Annotated in this window: 22 protein-coding genes; 16 read left to right on the forward strand and 6 right to left on the reverse strand. The window is 50.2% G+C overall.

The window, feature by feature from the left end; genetic code table 11:
- The first annotated feature begins 16 nt into the window (after positions 1 to 16).
- The 4 genes from ubiU (at position 17) to BRW83_RS05000 (ending at position 3,224) form a co-directional block, all read left to right on the forward strand.
- Entirely contained in the window at positions 17 to 1,057 is a 1,041-nt protein-coding gene (ubiU, locus tag BRW83_RS04985) for a ubiquinone anaerobic biosynthesis protein UbiU (RefSeq protein WP_232455513.1), read from the forward strand.
- A 13-nt stretch (positions 1,058 to 1,070) separates the two neighbouring features.
- The gene (locus tag BRW83_RS04990) at positions 1,071 to 1,961 is read left to right on the forward strand and encodes a U32 family peptidase (protein ID WP_005881033.1); all 891 of its coding nucleotides are present in this window, start codon (positions 1,071 to 1,073) and stop codon (positions 1,959 to 1,961) included.
- 27 nt (positions 1,962 to 1,988) lie between these two features.
- Positions 1,989 to 2,456, forward strand: coding sequence for a ubiquinone anaerobic biosynthesis accessory factor UbiT (gene ubiT / locus BRW83_RS04995; protein ID WP_036603003.1), 468 nt, complete (start codon positions 1,989 to 1,991; stop codon positions 2,454 to 2,456).
- A gap of 144 nt (positions 2,457 to 2,600) precedes the next feature.
- Positions 2,601 to 3,224: a MarC family protein gene (locus BRW83_RS05000; protein WP_005881029.1), complete on the forward strand. Its 624-nt coding sequence runs from the start codon at positions 2,601 to 2,603 to the stop codon at positions 3,222 to 3,224.
- Positions 3,225 to 3,313: 89 nt separating this feature from the next.
- Here the strand turns inward: BRW83_RS05000 and BRW83_RS05005 are convergent, their stop codons facing one another.
- Positions 3,314 to 3,859 (reverse strand): hypothetical protein, encoded by a 546-nt coding sequence (locus BRW83_RS05005; RefSeq protein ID WP_005881027.1) that lies wholly within the window; start codon positions 3,857 to 3,859, stop codon positions 3,314 to 3,316.
- A 377-nt stretch (positions 3,860 to 4,236) separates the two neighbouring features.
- Here BRW83_RS05005 and BRW83_RS05010 point away from each other — a divergent pair, with 377 nt between their 5' ends.
- From BRW83_RS05010 to BRW83_RS05020, 3 genes are all read left to right on the forward strand, one after another.
- Positions 4,237 to 4,476 (forward strand): hypothetical protein, encoded by a 240-nt coding sequence (locus tag BRW83_RS05010; RefSeq protein ID WP_005881026.1) that lies wholly within the window; start codon positions 4,237 to 4,239, stop codon positions 4,474 to 4,476.
- 621 nt (positions 4,477 to 5,097) lie between these two features.
- On the forward strand, positions 5,098 to 6,306 hold the full coding sequence (locus BRW83_RS05015; protein WP_157658851.1) for an MBOAT family O-acyltransferase: 1,209 nt from the start codon (positions 5,098 to 5,100) through the stop codon (positions 6,304 to 6,306).
- 8 nt (positions 6,307 to 6,314) lie between these two features.
- The gene (locus BRW83_RS05020; RefSeq protein ID WP_157661010.1) at positions 6,315 to 7,475 is read left to right on the forward strand and encodes an alginate O-acetyltransferase AlgX-related protein; all 1,161 of its coding nucleotides are present in this window, start codon (positions 6,315 to 6,317) and stop codon (positions 7,473 to 7,475) included.
- Between the two features lie 32 nt (positions 7,476 to 7,507).
- On the opposite strand, the gene mfd is transcribed toward BRW83_RS05020, so the two are convergent.
- Positions 7,508 to 10,966, reverse strand: coding sequence for a transcription-repair coupling factor (mfd, locus tag BRW83_RS05025; protein WP_005881019.1), 3,459 nt, complete (start codon positions 10,964 to 10,966; stop codon positions 7,508 to 7,510).
- A 127-nt stretch (positions 10,967 to 11,093) separates the two neighbouring features.
- Between mfd and ispD the strand changes: the two genes are divergently transcribed.
- Together ispD and ispF are read left to right on the forward strand one after the other, a co-directional pair.
- A complete protein-coding gene (gene ispD, locus BRW83_RS05030) occupies positions 11,094 to 11,831 on the forward strand; it encodes a 2-C-methyl-D-erythritol 4-phosphate cytidylyltransferase (RefSeq protein ID WP_005881017.1) in 738 nt (245 codons plus the stop codon).
- A 29-nt stretch (positions 11,832 to 11,860) separates the two neighbouring features.
- The gene (gene ispF, locus BRW83_RS05035; protein ID WP_036602997.1) at positions 11,861 to 12,352 is read left to right on the forward strand and encodes a 2-C-methyl-D-erythritol 2,4-cyclodiphosphate synthase; all 492 of its coding nucleotides are present in this window, start codon (positions 11,861 to 11,863) and stop codon (positions 12,350 to 12,352) included.
- Between the two features lie 62 nt (positions 12,353 to 12,414).
- On the opposite strand, the gene lolA is transcribed toward ispF, so the two are convergent.
- Complete coding sequence (gene lolA / locus BRW83_RS05040) at positions 12,415 to 13,044, reverse strand: outer membrane lipoprotein chaperone LolA (protein ID WP_005881014.1); 630 nt, start codon at positions 13,042 to 13,044, stop codon at positions 12,415 to 12,417.
- Positions 13,045 to 13,112: 68 nt separating this feature from the next.
- The gene (locus BRW83_RS05045; RefSeq protein ID WP_005881012.1) at positions 13,113 to 15,443 is read right to left on the reverse strand and encodes a DNA translocase FtsK; all 2,331 of its coding nucleotides are present in this window, start codon (positions 15,441 to 15,443) and stop codon (positions 13,113 to 13,115) included.
- Positions 15,444 to 15,712: 269 nt separating this feature from the next.
- Between BRW83_RS05045 and trxB the strand changes: the two genes are divergently transcribed.
- The 4 genes from trxB (at position 15,713) to BRW83_RS05065 (ending at position 18,525) form a co-directional block, all read left to right on the forward strand.
- On the forward strand, positions 15,713 to 16,672 hold the full coding sequence (gene trxB / locus BRW83_RS05050) for a thioredoxin-disulfide reductase (protein WP_005881010.1): 960 nt from the start codon (positions 15,713 to 15,715) through the stop codon (positions 16,670 to 16,672).
- A 12-nt stretch (positions 16,673 to 16,684) separates the two neighbouring features.
- A complete protein-coding gene (locus BRW83_RS05055) occupies positions 16,685 to 17,323 on the forward strand; it encodes a Smr/MutS family protein (RefSeq protein WP_005881008.1) in 639 nt (212 codons plus the stop codon).
- Between the two features lie 113 nt (positions 17,324 to 17,436).
- Positions 17,437 to 17,889 (forward strand): tetratricopeptide repeat protein, encoded by a 453-nt coding sequence (locus tag BRW83_RS05060; RefSeq protein WP_005881006.1) that lies wholly within the window; start codon positions 17,437 to 17,439, stop codon positions 17,887 to 17,889.
- 51 nt (positions 17,890 to 17,940) lie between these two features.
- Complete coding sequence (locus BRW83_RS05065; RefSeq protein ID WP_005881004.1) at positions 17,941 to 18,525, forward strand: GNAT family N-acetyltransferase; 585 nt, start codon at positions 17,941 to 17,943, stop codon at positions 18,523 to 18,525.
- Between the two features lie 74 nt (positions 18,526 to 18,599).
- On the opposite strand, the gene BRW83_RS05070 is transcribed toward BRW83_RS05065, so the two are convergent.
- Entirely contained in the window at positions 18,600 to 18,938 is a 339-nt protein-coding gene (locus tag BRW83_RS05070) for a P-II family nitrogen regulator (RefSeq protein ID WP_005881002.1), read from the reverse strand.
- 76 nt (positions 18,939 to 19,014) lie between these two features.
- Complete coding sequence (locus tag BRW83_RS05075) at positions 19,015 to 20,628, reverse strand: NAD+ synthase (protein ID WP_005881000.1); 1,614 nt, start codon at positions 20,626 to 20,628, stop codon at positions 19,015 to 19,017.
- 244 nt (positions 20,629 to 20,872) lie between these two features.
- Here BRW83_RS05075 and thrC point away from each other — a divergent pair, with 244 nt between their 5' ends.
- The 3 genes from thrC to moaD all read left to right on the forward strand — a co-directional run bounded on the left by thrC (position 20,873) and on the right by moaD (position 23,883).
- Positions 20,873 to 22,342 (forward strand): threonine synthase, encoded by a 1,470-nt coding sequence (gene thrC, locus BRW83_RS05080; RefSeq protein ID WP_036603870.1) that lies wholly within the window; start codon positions 20,873 to 20,875, stop codon positions 22,340 to 22,342.
- A 63-nt stretch (positions 22,343 to 22,405) separates the two neighbouring features.
- Positions 22,406 to 23,629, forward strand: coding sequence for a molybdopterin molybdotransferase MoeA (locus BRW83_RS05085; RefSeq protein ID WP_005880996.1), 1,224 nt, complete (start codon positions 22,406 to 22,408; stop codon positions 23,627 to 23,629).
- On the forward strand, positions 23,629 to 23,883 hold the full coding sequence (gene moaD / locus BRW83_RS05090) for a molybdopterin converting factor subunit 1 (RefSeq protein WP_005880994.1): 255 nt from the start codon (positions 23,629 to 23,631) through the stop codon (positions 23,881 to 23,883). Before BRW83_RS05085 ends, moaD begins: the two co-directional genes overlap by 1 nt.
- The last annotated feature ends 85 nt before the right edge of the window (positions 23,884 to 23,968 follow it).

Consider the following 23,968-nt stretch of genomic DNA (forward strand, 5'->3'; position numbering starts at 1 on the left):
ACTTTCTTGATAATTTTTGAAAACTCTACCGATTTCCAGCGATTTGACACAAAACACACAAATTGAACTGGTCTGCCCTGCAGGCAGCCTGCCAGCCTTGAAGCTGGCAGTCGATCATGGAGCCGATTGTGTTTATCTCGGTTTCAAGGACGCGACCAATGCCCGCAATTTTGCCGGCCTGAATTTCGATGAAAAGGCCATCCTCGAAGGTATTGCATATGCTCATGCGAAACAGTGCAAGGTTTTGCTGGCCCTGAATACCTATCCCGTTCCGTCCTCATGGGATGTCTGGAAGAAAGCGGTCGACCGGGCTGCACGTTATGGTGTGGATGCACTTATCGTTGCCGATCCCGGCCTTATGCAATATGCGAGGGAAAAACATCCTGATTTGCGTTTGCACCTGTCGGTTCAGGGTTCCGCGACCAATTACGAGGCGATCAATTTTTATGCGCGGCATTTCGGTATTTCAAGAGTGGTTTTGCCGCGTGTCCTGTCCATCGAGCAGGTGGAACTGGTTGCCGGTAATACTGACGTGGAAATCGAGGTATTCGGTTTCGGCAGCCTGTGCGTGATGGTGGAAGGCCGGTGCGCCTTGTCATCTTACGTGACGGGTGAAGCGCCGAACAATAACGGTGTTTGCTCTCCGGCCAAAGCGGTGCGTTGGCAGCCGACGCCGAAAGGACTCGAATCCCGGTTGAACGGTGTCCTGATCGACCTGTACGCAGATGATGAAAACGCCAGTTATCCGACACTATGCAAAGGTCGTTTCATGGTCAACGGGGACAGTTATTACGCCATTGAGGAACCGGCAAGCTTGAATACGCTTGAACTCCTGCCGAGACTGAAAAAGCTGGGTGTGTCCGCCATCAAGATCGAAGGCCGACAGCGCAGTCCGGCTTATACGGCACAGGCGACGAAAGTATGGCGTGAGGCACTGGATCTTTGCCTGAAGGACGATGCCGCTTACTCTGTCAAACCGGAGTGGATGAATGCGCTTGCCAAACTCTCCGAGGGGCAGCAACAGACGCTGGGTGCCTATCACCGTTCGTGGAAATGAAGGAAGAATACAGATGAAACTTTCCCTCGGACCTTTGCTCTATTACTGGCCAAAAGAGCGTGTCATTCAGTTTTATCGTGAAATGGCCACCTCTCCTGTCGATATCGTCTATCTGGGAGAAACGGTTTGCGCGCGACGGCATGAATTGCGGGTCGAAGACTGGCTGGAGCTGGGTCACATGCTGGCGGAATCGGGCAAGGAAGTCGTGATGTCGACTCAGGTTTTGCTGGAGTCCGGCGCGCATCTTCAGGCAATGCACGAGGTTGTCGAAAACGGACATTTCACTGTCGAGGCGAACGATATGGGCGCAGCCGGTTCTCTGGCAGGAAAAAAACCGTTTGTCGCCGGGCCTCATTTGAATCTCTACAATCCGGCAGCCCTGCAATTTATGGCCGGGTTGGGCGCGAAACGCTGGGTTATGCCCCTTGAAATGACGTGTGATGCCCTGAAAGGAATGATTGGAACACTTGCCGACAATATGGAAACGGAAGTGTTCGCATATGGGAGAATGCCGCTGGCTTTTTCTGCACGCTGTTTTACGGCGCGGCATCATAATTTGCCTAAAGACCAGTGTGCTTTCAAATGTATGGATTACCCGGACGGCTTGCCGGTACAGACACGTGAAGAACAATCTTTCCTTGTTTTCAACGGCATCCAGACCCAGTCGGCAAAAGTTTATAATCTGATATCGGAAGTGCCGGTTCTTGCCGGTTTGAATGTCAATGTGTTGAGAATCAGCCCGCAATCCGGAAATACGCCTGAGATATGCAGCGTTTTTGCCGATACAATGGCAGGGAAATGTTCCGGAAAAGAAGCGCTTGAAAAAATGAAAGACTTCATGCCTGCCGCTTCATGTAACGGTTACTGGCATGGCAGGCCCGGAATGGAATGGCATGAACAGTGATTTGCGATTTATTCATTGGAGAGGGGTATGAACCGGTTTAGCGTCCCGAAAGTGCTTGGCGACATGATTTCCCTGTTGCCTGCTTATCCCGGTTCCGTACTCTTCGTATCGGCCCTGAACGTGATTCTGACACCACGGCTACCAGAAGACGTGCGTGAAATGATTCTGGGCAAGCAATTGCGGCTGACCATCATGGACGCCCGGCTAGATTTCAATTTCGTCTGGACGAAGGGCGGTTTCGTTGCCGGATGGGGAAATGTCGAACCGGACATGATCATTTCGGCAAGCGCTTATGATTTTTACCAGTTGTCCAGACGGGAAGAAGATCCCGATACCCTTTTTTTCAGCCGTCGTCTTGTCATGGCAGGCGATACGGAACTGGGGCTTGTACTGAAGAACACGATCGATGCAATGGATCTGAACGTGTTCGAACTGGTGAAATCGGTTCCTGTCCGTAAATTTCTTGAATTGATCCCCGGCTATAAAAAGCCTTGACGCTGCCAATCTTTTCCCGGCTTTGCGAAAAGCAGAATCTTCCTGATTTTTATCAAACCGGCATTCCTTCCTGCAGGGGAATAAACAAACCTTGCTCAGCTGTTTGCCCTAATGTATCGGTATATCCGATCGAGAGGCAAAAAGATGAATATCGCTTTTGTCATCAAAAAAACGCTGATTCTGCTGGCTCTGGTGGACCCGTTCATGGCGATTCCACTTTTCATATGCGCAACGGCAGACCTTTCCCTGCCATTCAAGGAACGGTATAGCCGTCATCTGGGCATTACAGTGGCCTTGTCGCTTTTGTTCGGCGGCCTGTTCGGGCTGCATCTTCTGAATTTCATGGGAGTGACACTGGCGGCCATTCAGGTGGCTGGCGGCATCATTATGTTCATTGTTTCGCTGGCCATGGTGATCGCCAAGGAAGAAACGATCAAATACACGCCCGGCGAGTCGCAGGAAGCGGCTTCAGGGCCGTCCATCGTGCCGCTCGGCATCCCTTTGCTGGCGGGGCCTGCCGCGCTTTCCTACGTGATGGCAACTTCCCAGATAACGGAGATCTGTGACTGGCTGGGAGTGCTGTTTCCTCCGTTTGTGGTAGGCGTTGCCACCTGGCTGTGTTTCCGGTTTGTTTCCAAAGGCGGAAAGATCCTGACTCCGGGAGCCCTTAAGATTATCGGCCGTCTGGCCGGCTTTTTGCTGACGGCCATTTCTGTCGAAATGATGGCGACGGGTTTCAGGCATATGTTCCCGATCCTGACCAGCTAAACAAGGTTTTTAAATAACAGACACCGCGTCCGGAAACAAAAAAAGCATGTTTTCCAACATGCTTTTTAACTTGCGAAAACAACCGCTTTTTAGTGTTTCGCTCTCTGCATAATGGTGTCCCAGCCAAATTTGATGGCATCCTTGTTTCTGTCCCAGGACATTTCGGAATCACGGTTATACAGTTCCCATGCAGCATGAGCCGAAGGTTCGACTTCTTCCCAGGTACGGTTCAGGTGTTTCAGTTCGTTCTCTGCCAGCTGGGCACCGTACTGGAAGGCAGGCTGATAGTCTTCATATTTGCCGCCCGATGTCCAGTAACTGGTTTTCCATTCTTTAATGAAAGCTTCTTCATTGTATTTGCTGTCCGTTCCGGAATCAGCGTAAGTGTTTTTCTTGTCGTCCATATCGTGATCATCCTTGTTGAACATGTCCTTGATTTTGTCGCCGGCCTTTTTCATGGCGTCAGATGTTTTGTCGACTGCCTTGCCCATGGCATCGGAAGTGGCATCCGCTGCATTTTGTACAGCGTCTTTTGTCTTGTCGCTGGCATTTTTCAGGGAGTCCTTGGCGTTGTCGGCTGCCTGATTCATTTTTTTATTGAAATCGGAGCCGGTTTCCGGCGTATTCATATCCATGATATTCCCTCTCTATCAGTATCGGTTTTTTTAACAGGCACTTCGGTATCTGGCTGAAAACCGGGTGCCGCGCATGTCGTTTCAATGTTGGAATCGGGTCGGCCATATCTGAAAATCGGGTGACCGCTGTCGTGATGATTCCTGCCTTTTTAAAACTTTTGTGTTTTCAATGACTACAATCAGATTGGCAGGATGCTTTCAAGTTCCGGATTTTTGACTGAAGAGCCGATTTTTCAAAGGAGGCTTGATATTTGTGCGGATGTTCGCCAGAAATTTTGTTTGAATAAAAGATAATGGAAGATAATTTTTAAATGGATGAATTCAAGCAAAGTTAACAACAGAAATTGTTGTGGCAAACCAGTTCGGGGGAGACGGAAATGATCAGCGAAATGGAATACAGGAAAGGTAATTACATTGCACGGATGGCCGTTCTGGATACGGATAACCGGCGCTTTCGCGGAATGGTTTTGATCCGCAAACATGGTGAGGAAGAGATCGAGAAGTTCTGTGCCGCTGTTGAAAGCGATAATGTAGACGATGCGATGGACGAAGCACGTGCGCTGGCGCACAAGATTCTGAACGAACGGGTTGTTTACGGACAGCCGGATGAAGATTGATTGGTTTTCTTTTTGCTCATAAATCTTGGTCATGTGTTCGTGGCGTGATTTTTTGCGGTTTCATTCTATTTACAAGCCAGTTTCAAAGCTGGCTTTGTTGTTTATTCAATTTCCTGTAAATTTTCAGAATGCAGGGTTATTCCAGTGTGCATACCGTTTTTTATACCTGTGATTGCCATCGGAAAAATAAAGGAAACACTTTGAAAAGTTGATATTGATTCTGCATTATATCTACGTTATGCTTGGTGTCTCGCAAGTCTCTCTTGATGACGTTCCTGCATAAGGTGACTTTTCGCCAGAGCCTGTTTTTCGTTTTCGGCTTGAAAAGAATTTTCTGTATATAGTCTTGATTTCCAGATTCACGCTCAATAATAACAGTGAACAGGCACTGAAGGTTTCCGAAGCAATAAAATGGTATTTTCGTCAATCTCTTTCATATTTTTCCTCTTTCCCATATTTCTTCTGATTGATTTTTCATTCAGGAAAACAACCAAGGCCCGGAATATTGCCATCATTATATTCAGCCTGTTTTTTTATACATGGGGAGAAGGTGTCAATGTTGTCATTCTTGTCATTCTCGGTTTTTTTACATTTCTCGCCGGTCTTGTGCTTTTCCGAAGTATGGAACAGAGAAAGAAAAAGTATCTTTTCCTGTTTATCGGATTTTCACTTTTAACACTGATCGGTTACAAATATCTCTATTGGCTTCTTTATAACCTCACCAGTTTCGTTCCCTATTTGCAAAAAGTGGCGTTTTTCAGCCGGTACGCTTCTCCTGTTCCCCAAATCCCGCCACTTGGGATCAGTTTCTTCACTTTTCACAGTATCAGTTATCTGATCGATATATACAGAAAGAAAATTACTGAAAAACCCCGTCTTTCGGATTTTTTGTGCTACTTCTTCATGTTTCCCCACCTTGTCGCGGGGCCTATCGTCCGATATGTTCATATCCAGAATGATCTGGGTTCGCGGCAATTCAGCAAACAGCTTTTTGAATACGGCATAGCAAGATTTCTCATTGGACTGAACAAGAAGATTTTGATTGCCAATTCTGTGGCACCTCTGGCTGATGTCGCTTTTTTTCATAATTCATCACTTGGCCTTTTTGACGCATGGCTTGGAATTATTGCCTACGCCGTTCAGATTTATTTTGATTTTTCAGGATATTCCGATATGGCTATCGGGTTGGCGGCCATGATGGGGTTCCACTTTCATGAAAACTTCAATTCGCCTTATCGGAGCAAAAGCATCAGGGAATTCTGGCAAAGGTGGCATATTTCGCTGTCAACATGGTTACGGGATTATTTGTATATTCCACTGGGCGGCAGTCATGGTTCATCCATCAGGACATATATTAACCTGTTTATTGTTTTCGTCTTATGCGGTTTGTGGCACGGTGCGCAATATACTTTCCTGTTATGGGGAATCTTTCACGGTTTCCTCCTCTTTGTCGAAAGGCTCGGGATCGGAAGCTGGCTGGAAAGACAAACGGCTTTCGTCTCACGAACTTATTGTCTGTTGATGGTGACGATGAGCTGGGTTTTTTTCAGGGCCGGTTCACTCGATCAGGCCAGTCATTATTTCGCGTCACTGTTTTTCGGAAATACCGATCCCGGCATGATGGTCATCCTGCTGGAACCACTGAATCTTGTGGCTTTAGGGATTGGCATCTGGATAGCGTTGTTCCCATTGAAACGCTTCTCTGCGGGATCGGCTCAAACGCCTGTTTATGCCTTGTTTCCTTATATCGTCAACGTTTTGCTGGCATTCCTTTCTCTGACAGTTTTATTCATGGGGGCGAGAAATCCATTCATTTATTTTAATTTCTGATGGCACAAATGAATAAAGTAAAAACGATTTTTACCATTTTGATCCTGGTCGTTTTTTGCGGATTTTTCTTTATCGGTTCCCTGTTCGTCAATTCTGAAACGGTACTGGATAGCGAGAGGAGAAAAGTTACCGGGTTTCATATGTTAACCTCCCTGAAAAAACAGGAAATAAAGGACTTTTTCTCCAGACTGGATTTGTTTATTGCCGACAGGTTGCTATTCAAGGATCGGATATTCAAAACGGTTTCGACATTGCATGCGGATTATTTCTTTGACTTTGACATCAACAAAGCGGTTAAAGGAAAAGACAATTGGTATTTTCTTGGAAATTCATTCGGTAGAGTCATTGATAAACATACTGCAGATATTCCTTCTCTGAACAGGGAAACACTGGCTCATATTCAGGAAATGGCAGAATTGAAAGAATTTGCCGAATCGATGGATTCCTCTTTTTTCTATGTAATATGTCCTGACAAACATGGTATTTATCATGAGTATCTCCCGGATTATCTGGCAGGAAAAAATCATGAAGAACATCGATATGTGAATAAAGTCATTCCGCTTTTGCGTGCGGATAAAATAAATGTCATGGACCTGTACAGTATCCTCAAATCAAACAAGCAAGCCGGAAATTTGTATTACAGAACAGATACGCATTGGAACATGCACGGTGCCAGTATCGGTTTTGAGAGTATTTATGGGGGAATGAAAGCGATGTTGCCCGATAAAAAAATAAAAGATATTGCTTTTCTTTCAAAGTACAGTCTCAAGATAATACCATCGTCAAATGGTGATCTGATCTCTATTGGAGGATTTTATAACGCTCTCTTGAAGAACGATGATAATTATGCAATGACATACGAACCGGATTCCACTATTGTCTGGACAATTGATGGAAAAGAAGAGGTTGCCCCTGTTTCAAGAGGTAAATTGATCAATAATGCCAAAGCTGAGAACCCGATCAAGATGCATAATCAAAATGCAGCAAATAAAATGAAACTGGTAGTGATCGGTGACTCCTTTTTTCAAGCATTGTCTCCGTTTTTCAATGCTTCATTTTCAGATATTGTCTATATAGCCCATACGATTCCAATTCATGATCAAGAACAGGTTATCCAGAAGTTTAAACCGGATATCGTTGTTTATGAAACAGTTGAACGACATATCTGAAAATTGCCTATAAGGCTTGCCTGAAAACTTCCTTATTTTTTGGAAGAGGCTGTCAGTGAACGGATGGTTGATTTGATTTGGGCGACCCGTGCATCCAGATTCGGCATTTTTGCCGTGACTTTCAGCTTTTCAGGGCCATTCAGACGGATATGTTTGTTTTTCTGGATTATCTCGATAATCCGGATGGCATCGATTGGCGGATTCGGGACAAATTGCATGACAGCCGCTTCCGTATGGGCGTCGATCTTGATGATACCCACTGTTTTGGCCTGAATGCGCAGACGATGGGTTTCGACCAGTGCCTGAGCCGCTTCAGGCAGTTTTCCGAAGCGGTCAATGAGTTCTTCCTGCAAATCGTTAACCTGTTCCTGTGTTTCACAGTTGGCGAATCGTTTGTACAGGGAAAGCCGTTCATTGACACCGGGGCAATAGTCTCCCGGCAACAGGGCCGGTGTATGCAGATTGATTTCCGTCGTCGTGGTGAAAGGCGCGTCGTAATCCGGTTCTTCGCCTTTTTTCATGGCACGAACCGCTTCTTTCAGCATATCGGAGTACATCTGGAATCCGATTTCGACCATTTCACCGGATTGTTCTTCTCCCAGCACTTCGCCAGCACCACGGATTTCGAGATCGTGCATGGCGAGGAAGAACCCGCTGCCCAACTCTTCCATCTGGCGGATGGCTTCCAGACGCCTCTGCGCCTGCTTGGACAGGGTCTGCGTATCGTTGACGAGCAGGTAGGCATAAGCCTGATGGTGCGAACGGCCGATACGGCCACGCAACTGGTGCAATTGGGCGAGCCCGAACTTGTCGGCGCGATGCATGACCATTGTATTGGCGTTCGGGACGTCGATGCCGGTTTCGATAATCGTCGTGCACAGCAGGATGTTATAGCGGTGCGAAACGAAGTCACGCATGACTTTTTCAAGTTCGCGTTCATGCATCTGGCCGTGAGCGACGCCGATACGCGCTTCCGGCAAGAGGTTTTCCAGCATGATGCGCCGGTTTTCGATCGTTTCGACTTCGTTGTGCAGAAAGTAAACCTGACCGCCACGCTTGAGTTCGCGCATACAGGCTTCCCGGATGACGGAGTCGTTTTCGGAACGCACGAAAGTTTTAATTGCCAGCCGTTTTTGCGGGGCGGTCGCAATGATCGAAAAGCTGCGCAGGCCATCCAGCGCCATGCCGAGCGTTCGCGGGATCGGGGTTGCCGTCAGGGTCAGGACATCCACTTCGGCGCGAATGGCTTTTAAGGCTTCCTTCTGGCGGACGCCGAAACGGTGTTCCTCATCGATGATGATCAGGCCAAGTCGGTTGAATGAAACGTCTTTGGACAAAAGCTTGTGGGTACCGATAACGATATCGACGGTGCCGTCTTCCATGCCCTTGATGGTCTGGTTGACCTGTTTCTGGGTACGGAAGCGGGACAGTTCCGAAATGCGGACAGGCCAGTCGGCAAACCGGTCGCGGAAGGTCTGGGCATGCTGCTCGGCCAGCAGGGTGGTCGGTGCCAGCAGGGCTACCTGTTTGCCGCCCATGACGGCGATAAAAGCCGCACGCAAGGCCACTTCGGTCTTGCCGAAACCGACATCGCCGCAAATCAGCCGGTCCATCGGTTTGTCGGAGGTCATGTCTTCCATGACGGAAGCGATGGCAGCGGCCTGATCCGGTGTTTCCTCGAAACCAAAACTGTCGGCAAAGGCCTCGTAATCGTTTTTCGTCAATGGGAAAGGGAAACCCTTGCGCATGGAGCGGCGGGCATACAGATCAAGCAGCTCGGCGGCGGTATCGTGAATCTGTTGTGCGGCTTTCTGTTTGGCTTTTTCCCACTGGCCCGATCCAAGAGTATGGAGAGGAGCGTCATCCGCCGATGTCCCGGCATAGCGGGAAATGACGTGAAGCTGCGAAACGGGAACGTAAAGCTTGGTGTCTTTCGCGTATTGCAGATGCAGAAACTCGGTTTCGCCTTCGCCCAGATCGACGGTGACCAGCCCGCGATAGCGACCGATGCCGTGATTGGCGTGCACGACCGGATCGCCGATTTTCAGTTCAGACAGGTCGCGGACGATCGATTCGATATGGGCGACGGCTTCAGTACGCTTGCGTCCTGCGCGACGTCCTGAATTGGCGTAAAGCTCGGTTTCGGTAATGAAAGCCAGATCACCGAAAACATAACCCAGCGCAAAACCTTTCTGAACCGGCGAAATGCCGAACATCACCTGTTCCTTGCTTGTGGCAAAGTCGGCAAAACCGGTGCAGGGTGTGACCTTGAAATCGTATTCGTTGAAGAACTGCTGCATCGTTTCGCGCCGTCCGGGCGATTCTGCGCAGATCATCACGCGTTTGTCGGCACGTTTGATATAAGCTCGCAGGTTCGCAAGCGGATCGTCTGCACGCCGGTTGACGGATACGTCGGGAATCGGGGCGGACAATTCGGATGGCGCGTCGTCTGTCTGGATGACCCAGCGGGCGAACGGCTGTGCCAGAACAAAAAAATCCTCGCTGGTCAAAAACAGTTTTTCAGGCGCCAGAAGTGGCCGTTCACGGTCGGATTTCAGGAAATTGTAACGCGACTGCGTATCGGCCCAGAAACGCTGGAACGCTTCGTTGACATTGCCGATCATCGCGAAAACGGCGTTTTCCGGCAGGTAACGGAACAGGGTCGTCGTTTCCTCGAAGAAAAGCGGCAAATAGTATTCGATACCGGCCGAGGCAATGCCACTGGCGATATCGCGGTAAATGACGGAAAGGGTCGGATCGCCCTCGAAGACTTCGCGCCAGCGGCTTCTGAAAAAGGCGCGGGAATTCTCGTCCATCGGGAATTCATGGCCGGGCAGCATCCGGATTTCCCTGACCGGATAAAGCGAGCGCTGATTGTCCGGATCGAAAGTACGGATAGTTTCGATGGTGTCGCCGAACAGGTCGAGCCGGTAAGGCAGTTTCGATCCCATCGGGAACAGGTCGATCAGGCCGCCACGGACGGAATATTCACCCGGCGACATGACTTGCGATACGTGGTTGTATCCGGCAATCGTCAGTTGCGACTTGAGTTTTTCTTCGTCGAGCGTTTCACCCTGTTTGAAATAAAAGGTGTGTGCCGCGAGAAAAGCGGGCGGCGCGATGCGCAAGAGGGCGGTCGAGGCAGGAACGAGCAGAACGTCACAACGTCCGTTTGACACTTCGTAGAGCGTCGCCAGACGCTGCGATACCAGATCCTGATGCGGGGAAAACGAGTCGTATGGCAGCGTTTCCCAGTCGGGCAGCAAGTGGCAGCGCAAGGGTTCTTCCGTTTCATCTGAAAACCAGGGGATTTCTTCCAGAAGGCGTCGTGCGTCCGATGCGTTGGCAACGATGGCGACCAGCATTTGCTGACGCGATTTCAGATCCTGTGCGGCTTTGGCGAGCACGAGGGCATCTGCCGAGCCGTGAAGGGCTGGCATCGCGTAGCGTTGTCCGGGACGGGGAAGAAATTTCTTGAGATCGAAAGGCATTGACGCAAAAAGACGACTTCCGGGGAAAGCCAATTGTCCTGTTTCAGATTACAATCAAGTCTGTCATTATAAACGATAGCGGTTCTTTGCGCCGCTTCATTTTTGCTTCACAAGATGGATGAATCTTATGGCTTTGACGAATGCCAATGAAATTGTCGCGCGTTATTTCGCGCTGATACCCGCAGCCGGGGTCGGGAGCCGCATGGGTGCGGATTGTCCGAAACAGTATCTCTTTTTGCAGGGAAAACCAGTCTTGCAGCACACGATTGAAGCGTTTCTGGCCTGCGACGGGATTGAAAGTGTGTTTGTTGTCGTCAGTCCTGAAGATGAATGGCTGGACGATTTTGTCGCTTCGTCTCCGAAATGGGATGCCAGTCGTGTCCGTTTTTTGCGTTGCGGAGGAAACACACGCCGTGACTCCGTTCTGAACGGCCTTCATGCCCTTTTTCTGGAGTGCGCACCGAAGGACTGGATTCTGGTTCACGATGCCGCCCGTCCGGGGCTGACGCCCGAGCTGGTACGCAAGCTGATCGAGACGATCGGGCCGGAGGATATCGGTGGCTTGCTGGCCTTGCCGGTGGTGGATACGGTCAAAAAGCAGAGCGAAGAAGGTGTCCAGACGGTTTCACGGGAAGGTTTGTGGCTGGCGCAGACCCCACAGATGTTTCCCTATGCCTATTTGATGGATGCACTTGAACAACAGTCGGACGTGACCGATGAGGCGAGTGCCATCGAAGCGATGGGACAGGTTCCGAAACTGGTCGAGGGGCATCTGTGCAATTCCAAGATTACAAAGCCGGATGATTTGCCTCTGGTCGAACTGTTCATGTCGATTGATACCGGCATTCAGAAAAAGCTTTTTTAATACGGAAACACAAGATAAAAGAAGAAAAAATGAGCCATTTAGCTTTCAGGATCGGACAGGGTTACGACTGTCACGCATTGGTGGAAAATCGCAGACTGATTATCGGTGGGATAGACATCCCGCATGCCAAAGGATTGAAAGGGCATTCCGATGCGGATGTCCTGCTTCATGCGATTACCGATGCCTTGCTGGGCGCGCTGGCGTTAGGCGATATCGGCAAGCATTTTCCGGATACGGACGAGCGCTACAGGGGAGCGGATTCCCGCGTGCTGCTTAAGGAAGCGATGAAACTGGTCAAAACGCACGGTTATATTGTCGGGAACGTCGATTCCACGATCATTGCGCAGGCACCGAAAATGGCGCCGCATATCGCATCCATGACGGCCAATATCGCCAGCGATCTGGACGTTTCCGTTTCGCAGGTGAGCGTCAAGGCCAAGACGAATGAAAGGCTCGGTTATCTGGGGCGTGAAGAAGGGATAGCCGCCGAGGCGGTGGTGTTGCTTGTCAGGCAGGAATAAGCGGTATTTCTGTAAAAAAGCCAACTTTAAAGTTGGCTTTTTTGTTATCCCTGCGTAAGAAGTCAGTTCCTGAAAACATCCGCCCCTTTCGGCGTCACGAATTTGAAGGTGCTGGCCGAAACAGGCGGGTTTTTCGTGAATTTCGTGAATTTGATGAGCGAAAGCTGGCCGAGCGAATCGTACAGCTCCATGGCTTCAGGCATGCCGTTTTTCATGCCGATGTTGATTTTTTCAAATGGCGTGTCTTTTGTTTTCGGGATGGCTTCGACCCATTCATAACCTCCATGTGCCCCGGCGTTTCTGAGTTTGAAGCTTTTTTCCAGATCGTTACTGCCGAAAAGGATGGCAGCAGGGCTGGAACCCAGTGCATTGCCGAGTTTTTTGACGGTGACCTGATTTAAGTCCTTGTCGTAAATGTACAGGTTGACACCATCGGCCTGAAGCACCTGTTCATACGGTTTTTTGTATGTCCAGATGAATTTGCCTGGTCGGGAAAAAATGAAAGTGCCCGAGGCCAGGTTGGTGATCCGGGCCTTGTCGCCTCCCTTGACTTGTCCCTGGCTGAATTCGCCTTTGGCGGAACGGGCGTTGGTTGAAAAGCTTTTCAGCTGGTCAAGCGCTGTCGCGCTGGCAAATGCAGGGATGAGAACGAATAAAGCCATTGCTATGGCTTTTGAGAAAAATGGTCGCATGATGTTTTGTCTGTTCGAAAAATGAATGTGTTTTTGACTGAAAAAATCCGTTTTCGTTTCTTTTACACTTATTCGTTACTGGATGTTGGCACCAGTATTTCACGGTTGCCGTTGCTTTGCATCGGTGAAACGAGTCCGCTTCTTTCCATTTGTTCCAGAAGGCGTGCGGCACGGTTGTATCCGATGCGCAAATGGCGCTGGACAAGCGAAATGGAAGCCCGGCGGTTTTTGAGGACGATGGCGACGGCCTGATCGTACAGGACGTCCGATTCATCGTCTCCGCCTCCGTTTTCGCCGAAAGCGGCATTCGGATCGTCTTCCAGTGTACCCCCTTCAAGAATACCCTCGATATAATCGGCTTCGCCATGTTCTTTCAGGAAGGTGACGACGCGATGAACTTCGTCATCAGAGACGAAAGCGCCATGCACGCGGTTCGGCAGGCCTGATCCCGGTGGCAGGTAAAGCATGTCGCCCAGACCCAGCAGGGTTTCCGCACCCATCTGGTCGAGGATGGTACGGGAGTCGATTTTGCTGCTGACCTGAAATGCCATACGCGTCGGGATATTGGCCTTGATCAGGCCGGTAATGACATCGACGGATGGGCGCTGGGTCGCGAGGATCAGGTGAATGCCTGCCGCACGCGCTTTCTGGGCAATACGGGCAATCAGTTCTTCCACTTTCTTGCCCACGACCATCATCAGGTCGGCGAATTCATCGACGATGATGACGATCTGGGGCATTTTTTCCAGCGGTTCCGGTGAATCCGGTGTGATGGAGAAAGGATTAGGGATTTTTTCCTCTTTCTTTTCCGCCTCGATGATGCGGGCGTTGTATCCGGCCAGATTCCGGACGCCGAGATGCGACATCAGCCGGTAGCGTTTCTCCATTTCCGCTACGGCCCAGTTCAGGGCGTGGCCTGCCTGCCGCATGTCGGTGACGACCGGGGCGAGCAGGTGGGGAATACCCTCGTAGATCGACAGTTCGAGCATTTTCGGGTCAATCAGGATCAGCCGGACCTGACTCGGATCGGCCTTGTAGAGCAGGGACAGAATGGTGGCATTGATACCGACGGATTTGCCGGAACCGGTCGTGCCTGCAATCAACAGATGAGGCATTCTGGCAAGATCGGCGACAACCGGATTGCCTGCAATATCTTTACCCAGCGCGATGGTCAGTCTGGAAGAGGCGTCACTATAGACTTTGGAACTCAGGATTTCCGTAAGGCGGACGATCTGGCGTTTGGAGTTCGGCAATTCGAGTGCCATGTAATTCTTGCCGGGAATCGTTTCGATGACCCGGATGGAAACCAGCGAGAGCGATCGGGCGAGATCGCGTGCCAGATTGACGATGGTGCTACCCTTGACGCCGGTGTCCGGTTCGATTTCGTAACGGGTGACGACTGGCCCTGGATAGGCGGCGACGACACGGACGGTCACACCGAAGTCGGACAGTTTCTTTTCGATCAGCCGGCTGGTGAATTCTAGGGTTTCGACGCTGACGGTTTCCTGCTGGGCGCCCACAGGGTCAAGCAGGGAAAGCGGTGGCAGTTCGCCATCGTGCATGTCGGAAAAGAGAACGACCTGTTTTTCTTTCTCGACACGTTCGGATTTCGGCACGTCGACAACTTGCGGTTCGATGTGCATCGGTGGTGCTTCGGTTACTCTGGCTTTTTCCTGACTGACGGTTTCCTCGCGTTTGACGGAAGCGACCTGTCCGATTTTCCGGTCTTCCCGCGCCGCTTTGGCTTTCATGAAAAAACCGAATACGGTTTCAAGTCCCGCTCCGATATTTTCCACGAGTTGCAGCCAGGACATTTGCAGGAAAAGGGAAAAACCCACAGCGCATAAAAGCAACAGCAGCAGGGTTCCGGACATGAATCCCAGATAATGCTGCGCCGTATTGCCGACGATTTCACCGACGACTCCGCCGGGAATACGAGGTAACTGGATGCGCATGTTATACATGCGCAGATATTCGACGCCGCTGCTGGAAAACAGCAGGATCAGAAAGCCGATGTTTTTGAGAATCCGGTCCCTGAACCATGACGGTTCGGGTTCTTCCTGCAAGAGGAGCAAACGGGAGATGCGTTTGTATCCTGTCCAGGACGCTTTCAGAAACCAGAGGACGACCCACCATGCAGACAGGCCGAATGTGAAAAACAGGATATCGGCGATGAAAGCGCCGATGCGTCCGCCCAGATTGGAAATGTGGGTGATCTGGCTGGCGTGCGACCAGCCGGGATCAGTCTTGTCGTAACTCAGAAAAATGAGCAGGAAGTAAAGGGTAATGGCGATCAGGACAAACCATCCCGCTTCCTTGATCAGTCGGGAAGAACGGCTGGGCGTATCCGGTTTGATTTCCGGTTTTTTTCGGTCGTAGCTGGATATGTTTTTGCTCATGAATCCGGTTATTTTGAAATGCAAAATCACTGCAATACGGAGTATTGTATTCGTATTTCTTCAAGAGCCAAAATACAGGGATAAAAATCAAGGAATGGACAGTTAAAGTGAAACTGTTGTGACCGCATTCGTATCCTGTATTTCCGTTTCGTCTATAATCTTAGCAATAATTGGCAGGACTGATTGAAAATTGCTGAACGTTTTATGATATTTTCGATCCATTCACTGCGTTTTTTACCGAACATTCAATCATTTTCGACGGTTTTATTATGACGACTTCTCCAATGCATGCCGATGTTTTGATTCTGGGTTCCGGCCCTGCCGGTTACACCGCTGCCGTTTATACGGCGCGGGCCAACCTGAAACCGCTTCTTGTGACCGGACTTGCACAGGGCGGTCAGCTGATGACGGCTTCCGACGTGGAAAACTGGCCGGGAGACCCGACGGGCGTTGCCGGTCCCGAATTGATGCAGCGTATGCTGGAACACGCTGAACGTTTCGATACCCGCATTGTGTTCGACCATATCCATACAGCCGAACTGACGAAAAAACCGATCCGGCTGATCGGCGATATGGGCGAGTACACTTGTAACGCGCTGATTATCGCGACTGGCGCTTCCGCCCAGTATCTGGGGCTGGAATCCGAACAGGCTTTCATCGGACGAGGGGTTTCCGGATGTGCTACCTGTGACGGTTTTTTCTATCGCAATCAGGAAGTGGCCGTCGTCGGCGGTGGCAATACTGCAGTAGATGAAGCAATTTATCTTTCCAACATCGCGTCCAAAGTGACCCTGATCCATCGTCGCGATTCGTTCAAGGCAGAACCGATTCTGGTGACGCGCCTGCTGGAAAGGGTTAAAGAAGGCAAGATCGAGATCATGTACGATACGACGATTGACGAAGTCTTGGGTGATGATTCCGGAGTGACCGGGATTCGGGTCAAATCGGTTAAGGATGGTTCGCTGAAAGTAGTGACCGTCAACGGTGTTTTCATCGCGATCGGGCATAAGCCCAATACGTCCATTTTCGAAGGCCAGCTTGAACTGGTGAATGGTTACATCAAAACCCGCATGGGACAGGATGGCATGGCGACGGCAACGAATATCCCGGGCGTTTTCGCCGCAGGTGACGTTCAGGATTACATGTATCGTCAGGCTGTGACGAGTGCCGGTTCAGGCTGTATGGCCGCACTGGATGCACAGCGTTATCTGGAAGAAGAATTGTCCTGACGGTGAAGGGAAATGGCTTCATCGAAAAAGATTACGGATCTCAAGGCACTGAAAAAAGTCGTCAAAAAGGCCAATGAGGATCGAAAGAAAGAGGAAGAGGAACGGAAAAGGGCTGAAAGGCAGTCCGTTTCCGACCGTGACCTTTTCCTGAAAAGTATCGGCGATGTGACGCCTATCGATAACAGGGATCGCGTCGCTCCTGTGTTTTCGTCGCCCAAACCGATTCCGGTACAAAGGATGGAGGATGAAAAACGGGCTCTCATGGAATCGCTTTCCGATGAGTTCAGTGTGGAAAGCCTGCTTGAAACGGATGATGCCTTAAGCTATGCGCGCAACGGTATCGGACCGGATGTCGTCCGGAAATTGCGGCGCGGTCACTGGGTGATCGGTGACCAGCTTGATCTGCACGGTTTCCGTCGCGACGAGGCACGGGAAATGCTGGTGGAGTTTTTGCGTCGCGCTTCCATAAGGGGTATCCGTTGCGTTCGCATCATTCACGGAAAGGGGCTCGGGTCGGTCAATCAGGAACCGGTTTTGAAAAAACTCGTTCACAAATGGCTGGTTCAGCGTGCGGATGTTGTCGCGTTCTGTCAGGCCAAACCGGCCGATGGCGGTTCCGGTGCGGTTGTCGTGCTGTTAAAAGGGAGTTAATCGGCTCAGGGACGCTGGTGTGAAAAGCATTGACCCGATATACTTGTCTTTTATGCCGGTTTGCCGGTTTATTCAAAATTCATGGTTGTTCAGGTTTATAAAGAGGGTTTTTCATGTTTTCTTTTCTGAAAAAAGCGGTTCCGGTCAGTCTCGTTCTGGTTTCTGTCGGGGTTTTGTCTGCCTGTACTACAGGACAGGAAATGACGGCCAAGTTGACGGCACAGGCGGAAAAGGGGGATGTGGAAGCGATGGTCGAGCTGGCGGAGGTTTATTGCGGTGGCAAAAACATCGAACAGGACGACCAGATTTGCGGCATGTGGATGAAACGGGCAGCTGAAAAAGGCCATGTCCGTGCCCAGTATATGCTCGGCAGAATGTATGAACTGGGTCTGGGTATGAGAGCCGATCCGGTACAGGCATACAAGTGGTATAGCTTGTCTGCCCCCCATTATCATATGTCCCAGACTGGTGCAGAGACTGTATATGCCGTCATGACACCTGTCCAGCAGTCAGAAGCCAGAAAAGTGGCTGATGAGGCGAAGAAAACCATTCCTTCAAAACAATAATTTTTTCAATGATGTTGCCTGCATGTTTGCCATGCAGGCGATGCTGTTTTTATGCTTATCAGAAAGTTTCAGGAAGCCGATGTCCATGCCGCTGGCCAGATGGCTTACGATACATGGTCGTATGAACTGAATGGTGTCGGGCACGATTTGAACCGGTTTATCCATGAATACATGGTCCGTTATTACGATACGAACCGCCAGTATTCTTTCAGTCTGGTCGACCAGTCATTGAATGCCTTTTTACTGGCCGGTTTCAAAACGGATCAGGCCGGCTGCAATAAGTGGTTTGAAAACACGCTTTCCCGGTTTTTGCCTGAGGAAAAGGAAGTCGCCCTGGAATATCGGGACTATCTTTCCAGAAACGGTTCCGCCGTCAAAAAATATATGAAGGACGGGGATATCATGATGAACCTGTTCATGAGCAAGGGCGGTGGAACAGGACGGAGACTCTTGACCAGCTTCGAGGCGCTTTGCAGGAAAAATGCCGTTGAAAATATTTTCCTGTGGGCGGACGTAACCTGCAATTATTCTTATTACGAAAAGAACGGGTTTGAGATTCTGGAACGGTTCGCGAACAGGACACCGGTCGATATCGGATGTCTCGATACGTATATTTTCAAAAAGAGACTGAATTGATCGCTGATCTCTGAAATATGAAAAAGGGGAGCCATCGGCTCCCCTTTTTCATCCTGTTCATTTGCAGGCGGAATTCAAATCGCTTCCATTCCGGTTTCACCAGTACGGATACGGATGACCTGTTCGATGTCCTGCACGAAAATTTTTCCGTCGCCGATTTTTCCGGTACGTGCCGATTTCAGGATGGCTTCGATAGCCAGATCAAGCATGCTGTCGTCGACGACGACCTCGATTTTCACTTTTGGCAGGAAATCGACCACGTATTCGGCACCCCGATAGAGTTCGGTATGGCCTTTCTGGCGGCCGAATCCCTTCACTTCCGTTACGGTCAGGCCGTTGATGTTGGCATCCGACAGAGCTTCGCGTACTTCGTCCAGTTTGAAAGGTTTGATGATGGCTGTAATTTTTTTCATGCGAACTCCGTTGGCAGTAAAAAAGAAACCGCTTGTGAAAAATGCACAAGCGATTTTATTTTAAAACATTTTGTTTTCAATCGCGATATTTCGATGTGATCGGGCATCTCCAGTCGCGTCCGAAACCGCGTGGCGTAATCCGGATACCGATCGGTGCCTGACGCCGTTTGTATTCGTTGATACGCATCAGACGAACAATTCGTTCCACGACGGTGGTGTTGTAACCGTTTTTGACGATTTCGCCCACGCTCCGGTTTTCTTCCATGAACATTCTGACGATGGTGTCCAGCACTTCGTATGGTGGCAGCGTGTCCTGATCGAACTGGTTCGGTTTCAGTTCGGCCGTCGGCGCACGGGTCAACATGCGTTCGGGGATGACGTCCGAGATCGAATTGCGGTAGTGGCAGAGTCGATAGACCAGCGTTTTGTAGATGTCCTTGATAACGGCGAATCCACCGGCCATATCGCCGTAAAGAGTACAGTAACCGACGGCCATTTCACTCTTGTTGCCGGTTGTCAGGACGATGGAACCGAATTTGTTCGACAGGGCCATCAGAAGGGTTCCGCGAATGCGAGCCTGAAGGTTTTCTTCCGTCGAATCTTCGGGAAGCTTGTTGAACTGTGGCGCCAGTGTACTTAAAAATGAGGAGAAACAGTCGGAAATCGGAATTTCGTCGTAGGCGACTTTCAGGCGTCCAGCCATATCGCTGGCATCAATTTGTGAGATGTCGCTGGTATACGGGGAAGGCATCATGACAGCCCGGACTTTTTCAGGCCCGAGTGCATCGACGGCGATCGCCAGAACCAGTGCGGAATCGACACCGCCGGACAAGCCGATGATGACACCGGGAAAGCCGTTTTTGGTGACGTAGTCGCGCACGCCCAGAACCAGTGCACGATAAACCTCGCTTTCGACAGTCGGATGCTCCTCCATCCTGCCGTTGACGGGCTGTTTGTTATCGAACGAAACGATTTCAAGGTCTTCTTCGCATTGTTTCAGCTGGACACAAACTTTGCCATCGGTATTCATCGCGAATGAGCAACCGTCAAAGACCAGTTCGTCCTGACCGCCGACCAGATTGGCGTAAATGGCAGACATGCCTTGTCCGATGACGTTCTGGCGGACGATAACGGGACGCTGGTGCATTTTGCCCATGTGGTATGGTGAGCTGTTCATGACCAGCATGACATCGGCACCGGCAGCCCGTGCTTTTTGTGGGGGCAATGGAAACCACACGTCTTCGCAAATGCCGATTCCGAAACAGACACCTTTGACCTTGAACACGAGCGGTTCATTGCCCGGGGCAAAGTATCTCTTTTCGTCGAAAACGGTGTAGTTCGGCAATTCCTGTTTGAAATAGGTACCGATGATGGTGCCGTTTACCAGAATGGAACAGGCGTTGTAACACAGTCCACCCTTGATCAGATGATGGCCCACCAGTACAAATACATTGTCAAGATCGGCCAGTTCGTTTTTAAGCCTGTCCAGTTCCAGTTGTGTGGAAGAATGAAAACTGTGTTGCAAAAGCAGGTCTTCAGGAGGATAGCCGGTCAGGGACAGTTCAGGTGTCAGGACGATATCGGCTCCGAGCGCAGCCGCTTTCCGGACGAATTCTGCAATGCGTTCGCGATTGCCGGACAGATCTCCGACGGTACTGTTGATTTGGGCGATGGCGACTTTGGGAGACATAATATTCGTTCAAATAAATGAGTGACATCCGGTGAAGCTGGAAAGAATAGCATATAACTTTTTCCATTTTCATGTTTGGACCTTTTCCAAAATGATAGACGAAATGGCGATGTCAATGTCTAAGGCCGCGGAATTTGGTTACAATGTCAAATCTCGTTGGGCCGATTGTTGCCGGTTTGTTGTTTGTAAACCGTTTTTTGTATTGTCGGCCTTGTTCAACTGCTGGATTTTGTAAATGGTTCGTATGCAATACGTTTCGACTCGCGCACAAGACAAAAATGGAGCAAAACGCTCTTTTTCCCAAATCCTGCTCGAAGGACTGGCTCCCGACGGCGGTCTGTACATGCCGGATGCCTATCCATCTGTCACGAAGGCAGAGCTGGATTCATGGCGTTCCCTGTCTTATGCCGGTCTCGCCTTTGAGATTCTCAAGAAATTTGCCGATGATATTCCAGAGGCCGACCTGAAAGCGCTGGTCGAAAAGACCTATACGTCCGAAGTCTATAAAAATGTCCGTTCCGGCGATTCGAAGGATGCGATCACGCCTTTGCGTCTTCTGGAAGAAAAGGACGGCAAGACGCTCATGCTGCTTGGACTCTCGAATGGCCCGACTCTGGCATTCAAGGATATGGCGATGCAGATGCTCGGCAATCTTTTCGAATACGAATTGACCCGCAAAAATGCCGAACTGAATATTCTGGGTGCGACTTCAGGCGATACCGGCAGTGCTGCCGAATATGCCATGAGAGGCAAGAAGGGCATCCGGGTGTTCATGCTGTCGCCGCACCGGAAAATGAGCGCTTTCCAGACGGCACAGATGTTCAGCCTGCAAGACCCGAACATTTTCAACATCGCTATCGAAGGGGTATTCGACGATTGTCAGGATATCGTGAAAGCCGTTTCCAACGATCTGGAATACAAGACGCGCCAAAAGATCGGGACAGTCAATTCGATCAACTGGGCGCGTGTCGTCGCTCAGGTGGTTTATTACTTCCGTGCGTATCTGCTGGCGACGCAAAACAGTGAACAGAAAGTGTCGTTTACTGTTCCGTCCGGCAATTTCGGAAATGTGTGTGCAGGGCATATCGCGCGCATGATGGGCCTGCCGATCGACAGGCTGGTCGTGGCCACGAATGAGAACGACGTTCTGGACGAATTTTTCCGTACGGGCATTTATCGCGTCCGCAAATCTGCGGAAACCTGGCATACCAGCAGTCCGTCGATGGATATTTCCAAGGCGTCCAATTTCGAACGCTTTATTTACGATTTGCTCGGCAAAGACAGTGTTCGCGTCAACAAACTGTTCAAACAGATCGAATCCAAAGGCTTTTTCGACCTGTCGGGCAAGCCGGGCAGCGATGGCGACGAGTTCGCGCTAGTCGGCGGTTTCGGTTTCGAATCCGGAAAATCCACCCACGCAGACCGTCTGGAAACGATCCGTTTCGTACAGAAAGAGTATGGCATCATGATCGATACGCATACGGCAGACGGCCTGAAAGTGGCGCGCGAACATCAGCAAAAAGGGATTCCGATGATCGTGCTGGAAACGGCTCAGGCAGCGAAATTCAATGAGACGATTTTCGAGGCGCTGGGCAAAAATGCCGATCGTCCGGCCGGTTTCGGGAAGATCGAAGACTTGCCGCAGCGTTTTACTGTCATGTCGGCTGATGCTGGCGAAGTCAAGGATTTCATTGCGGCACGAACGGGACTTTGATTTTTTTGTCAAAGTTCAGAATCGTTTTTCCGACTTGAACGAAATTTGAGAGGCAGGCCTGATATGCTGACAGTCAACGAAGCTCTGAAGTGTTTGCTTGAAATGGCTGCACAGGTTCCGGAATCGGAAATGCTTGCCATTTCAAAGGCTAATGGACGTGTGCTGGCAGAGTCGCAGTATTCCGGAATCGATGTACCGAATGCCGATAACGCCGCCATGGACGGCTACGCCATTCGTTTTTCCGATCTCAATGGAACCGGGACGGTTTTGACCGTCAGGCAAAGAGTTCCGGCCGGACACATTGGCGGCAAACTGCAAAACGGTGAAGCGGCCCGTATTTTTACCGGTGCTCCCATACCGGAAGGCGCCGATACGGTTGTCAGGCAGGAATGGTGTGAAGTCGATGGAGACCGGTTGATATTCACGCGTTTGCCTGAGAAAAAAGGCGAATCGGTCCGATATCGCGGAGAAGATCTTGAAGAGGGCGATCTTGTTCTGAAAAAAGGAACCCGGTTGCAGGCGCAACATCTTGGCGTTGCCGCTTCTGTGGGTCTGGTGGATCTTCCTGTTACCCGTCGTCTGAAAGTGGCACTGATGTCGACAGGCGACGAGCTGGTCATGCAGGGTGAATCGTTGACCCCGGGGAAAATTTACAATTCCAATCGTTACACTTTGCGGGCTTTGCTGGAAAACCTCGGCTGTACCGTAACGGATTTCGGCATCATTGCCGACAACCTCAAGGCAACACAGGCCGCGCTTGCCGAAGCGGCAAGGACAGGACACGACCTGATCCTCACATCCGGGGGCGTTTCTGTCGGCGAAGAAGATCATATCAAACCGGCTATCGAATCACTGGGACGTTTGCATTTCTGGCGTGTGGCGGTCAAACCGGGAAAACCGCTTGTATTCGGTGAAATCGATGAACGCTCAGGGCTGTCCTCCGCGTCGGCTGCCATCATCGGCTTGCCCGGCAATCCGGTTTCCAGTTTCGTCACTTTCCTGCTTTTCGTACGGCCATTCCTCTTGCGGATGCAGGGAGTGGAAAATGTGTTTCCAAAATCATTTTCGCTTCGTGCGGATTTCACACTGGACAATCCCGATGAACGGAACGAATTTTTAAGAGTCAAATTGAATGAAGCCGGGGGGCTCGAACCTTTCGGCAATCAGGGATCAGGTGTGATGTCTTCAACAGTCTGGGGAGATGGCCTGATCGATAATCCACCCGGACAGCTCATCAAAAAGGGCGACTTTGTCCGTTTCATTCCTTTCAGTGAATTGTTGAACTAATGAAAATCAGATTGCGATATTTTGCCCGCGTCAGGGAAAAACTCGGTGTCGCAGAAGAATGGGTGACGCTACCTGATGATATCAGGACGGTTGACGATGTCCGGCTTTTCCTGATGAAAAGAGGCGGGGTATGGTCAGAGGTATTGTCGGCAGGGCAGTTGAAAATGGCTTGTCAATTGCAAATGGCACAGCCTGATACAAAAGTGACTGAAGGGTGTGAAATCGCCTTTTTCCCGCCCGTCACAGGGGGTTGAACCCTTCATTTTCTGACATTTTTGATTTTTACCCGGATAATATTGCATTGGTAATATTATCCGGGTAAAATGCGATTTTCATTTT

It is taken from the genome of Oxalobacter formigenes (genome assembly GCF_002127965.1).
Classification (GTDB): Bacteria; Pseudomonadota; Gammaproteobacteria; order Burkholderiales; family Burkholderiaceae_D; genus Oxalobacter; species Oxalobacter formigenes.

Bases quoted from the DNA above. Each gene is read 5' to 3' on its own strand.
- BRW83_RS04990 (WP_005881033.1), top strand. From the start codon at position 1,071: ATGAAACTTTCCCTCGGACCTTTGCTCTATTACTGGCCAAAAGAGCGT.
- ubiT (WP_036603003.1), top strand. From the start codon at position 1,989: ATGAACCGGTTTAGCGTCCCGAAAGTGCTTGGCGACATGATTTCCCTG.
- BRW83_RS05000 (WP_005881029.1), top strand. From the start codon at position 2,601: ATGAATATCGCTTTTGTCATCAAAAAAACGCTGATTCTGCTGGCTCTG.
- BRW83_RS05005 (WP_005881027.1), bottom strand. From the start codon at position 3,859: ATGGATATGAATACGCCGGAAACCGGCTCCGATTTCAATAAAAAAATG.
- BRW83_RS05010 (WP_005881026.1), top strand. From the start codon at position 4,237: ATGATCAGCGAAATGGAATACAGGAAAGGTAATTACATTGCACGGATG.
- BRW83_RS05015 (WP_157658851.1), top strand. From the start codon at position 5,098: ATGGAACAGAGAAAGAAAAAGTATCTTTTCCTGTTTATCGGATTTTCA.
- BRW83_RS05020 (WP_157661010.1), top strand. From the start codon at position 6,315: ATGAATAAAGTAAAAACGATTTTTACCATTTTGATCCTGGTCGTTTTT.
- mfd (WP_005881019.1), bottom strand. From the start codon at position 10,966: ATGCCTTTCGATCTCAAGAAATTTCTTCCCCGTCCCGGACAACGCTAC.
- ispD (WP_005881017.1), top strand. From the start codon at position 11,094: ATGGCTTTGACGAATGCCAATGAAATTGTCGCGCGTTATTTCGCGCTG.
- ispF (WP_036602997.1), top strand. From the start codon at position 11,861: ATGAGCCATTTAGCTTTCAGGATCGGACAGGGTTACGACTGTCACGCA.
- lolA (WP_005881014.1), bottom strand. From the start codon at position 13,044: ATGCGACCATTTTTCTCAAAAGCCATAGCAATGGCTTTATTCGTTCTC.
- BRW83_RS05045 (WP_005881012.1), bottom strand. From the start codon at position 15,443: ATGAGCAAAAACATATCCAGCTACGACCGAAAAAAACCGGAAATCAAA.
- trxB (WP_005881010.1), top strand. From the start codon at position 15,713: ATGACGACTTCTCCAATGCATGCCGATGTTTTGATTCTGGGTTCCGGC.
- BRW83_RS05055 (WP_005881008.1), top strand. From the start codon at position 16,685: ATGGCTTCATCGAAAAAGATTACGGATCTCAAGGCACTGAAAAAAGTC.
- BRW83_RS05060 (WP_005881006.1), top strand. From the start codon at position 17,437: ATGTTTTCTTTTCTGAAAAAAGCGGTTCCGGTCAGTCTCGTTCTGGTT.
- BRW83_RS05065 (WP_005881004.1), top strand. From the start codon at position 17,941: ATGCTTATCAGAAAGTTTCAGGAAGCCGATGTCCATGCCGCTGGCCAG.
- BRW83_RS05070 (WP_005881002.1), bottom strand. From the start codon at position 18,938: ATGAAAAAAATTACAGCCATCATCAAACCTTTCAAACTGGACGAAGTA.
- BRW83_RS05075 (WP_005881000.1), bottom strand. From the start codon at position 20,628: ATGTCTCCCAAAGTCGCCATCGCCCAAATCAACAGTACCGTCGGAGAT.
- thrC (WP_036603870.1), top strand. From the start codon at position 20,873: ATGCAATACGTTTCGACTCGCGCACAAGACAAAAATGGAGCAAAACGC.
- BRW83_RS05085 (WP_005880996.1), top strand. From the start codon at position 22,406: ATGCTGACAGTCAACGAAGCTCTGAAGTGTTTGCTTGAAATGGCTGCA.
- moaD (WP_005880994.1), top strand. From the start codon at position 23,629: ATGAAAATCAGATTGCGATATTTTGCCCGCGTCAGGGAAAAACTCGGT.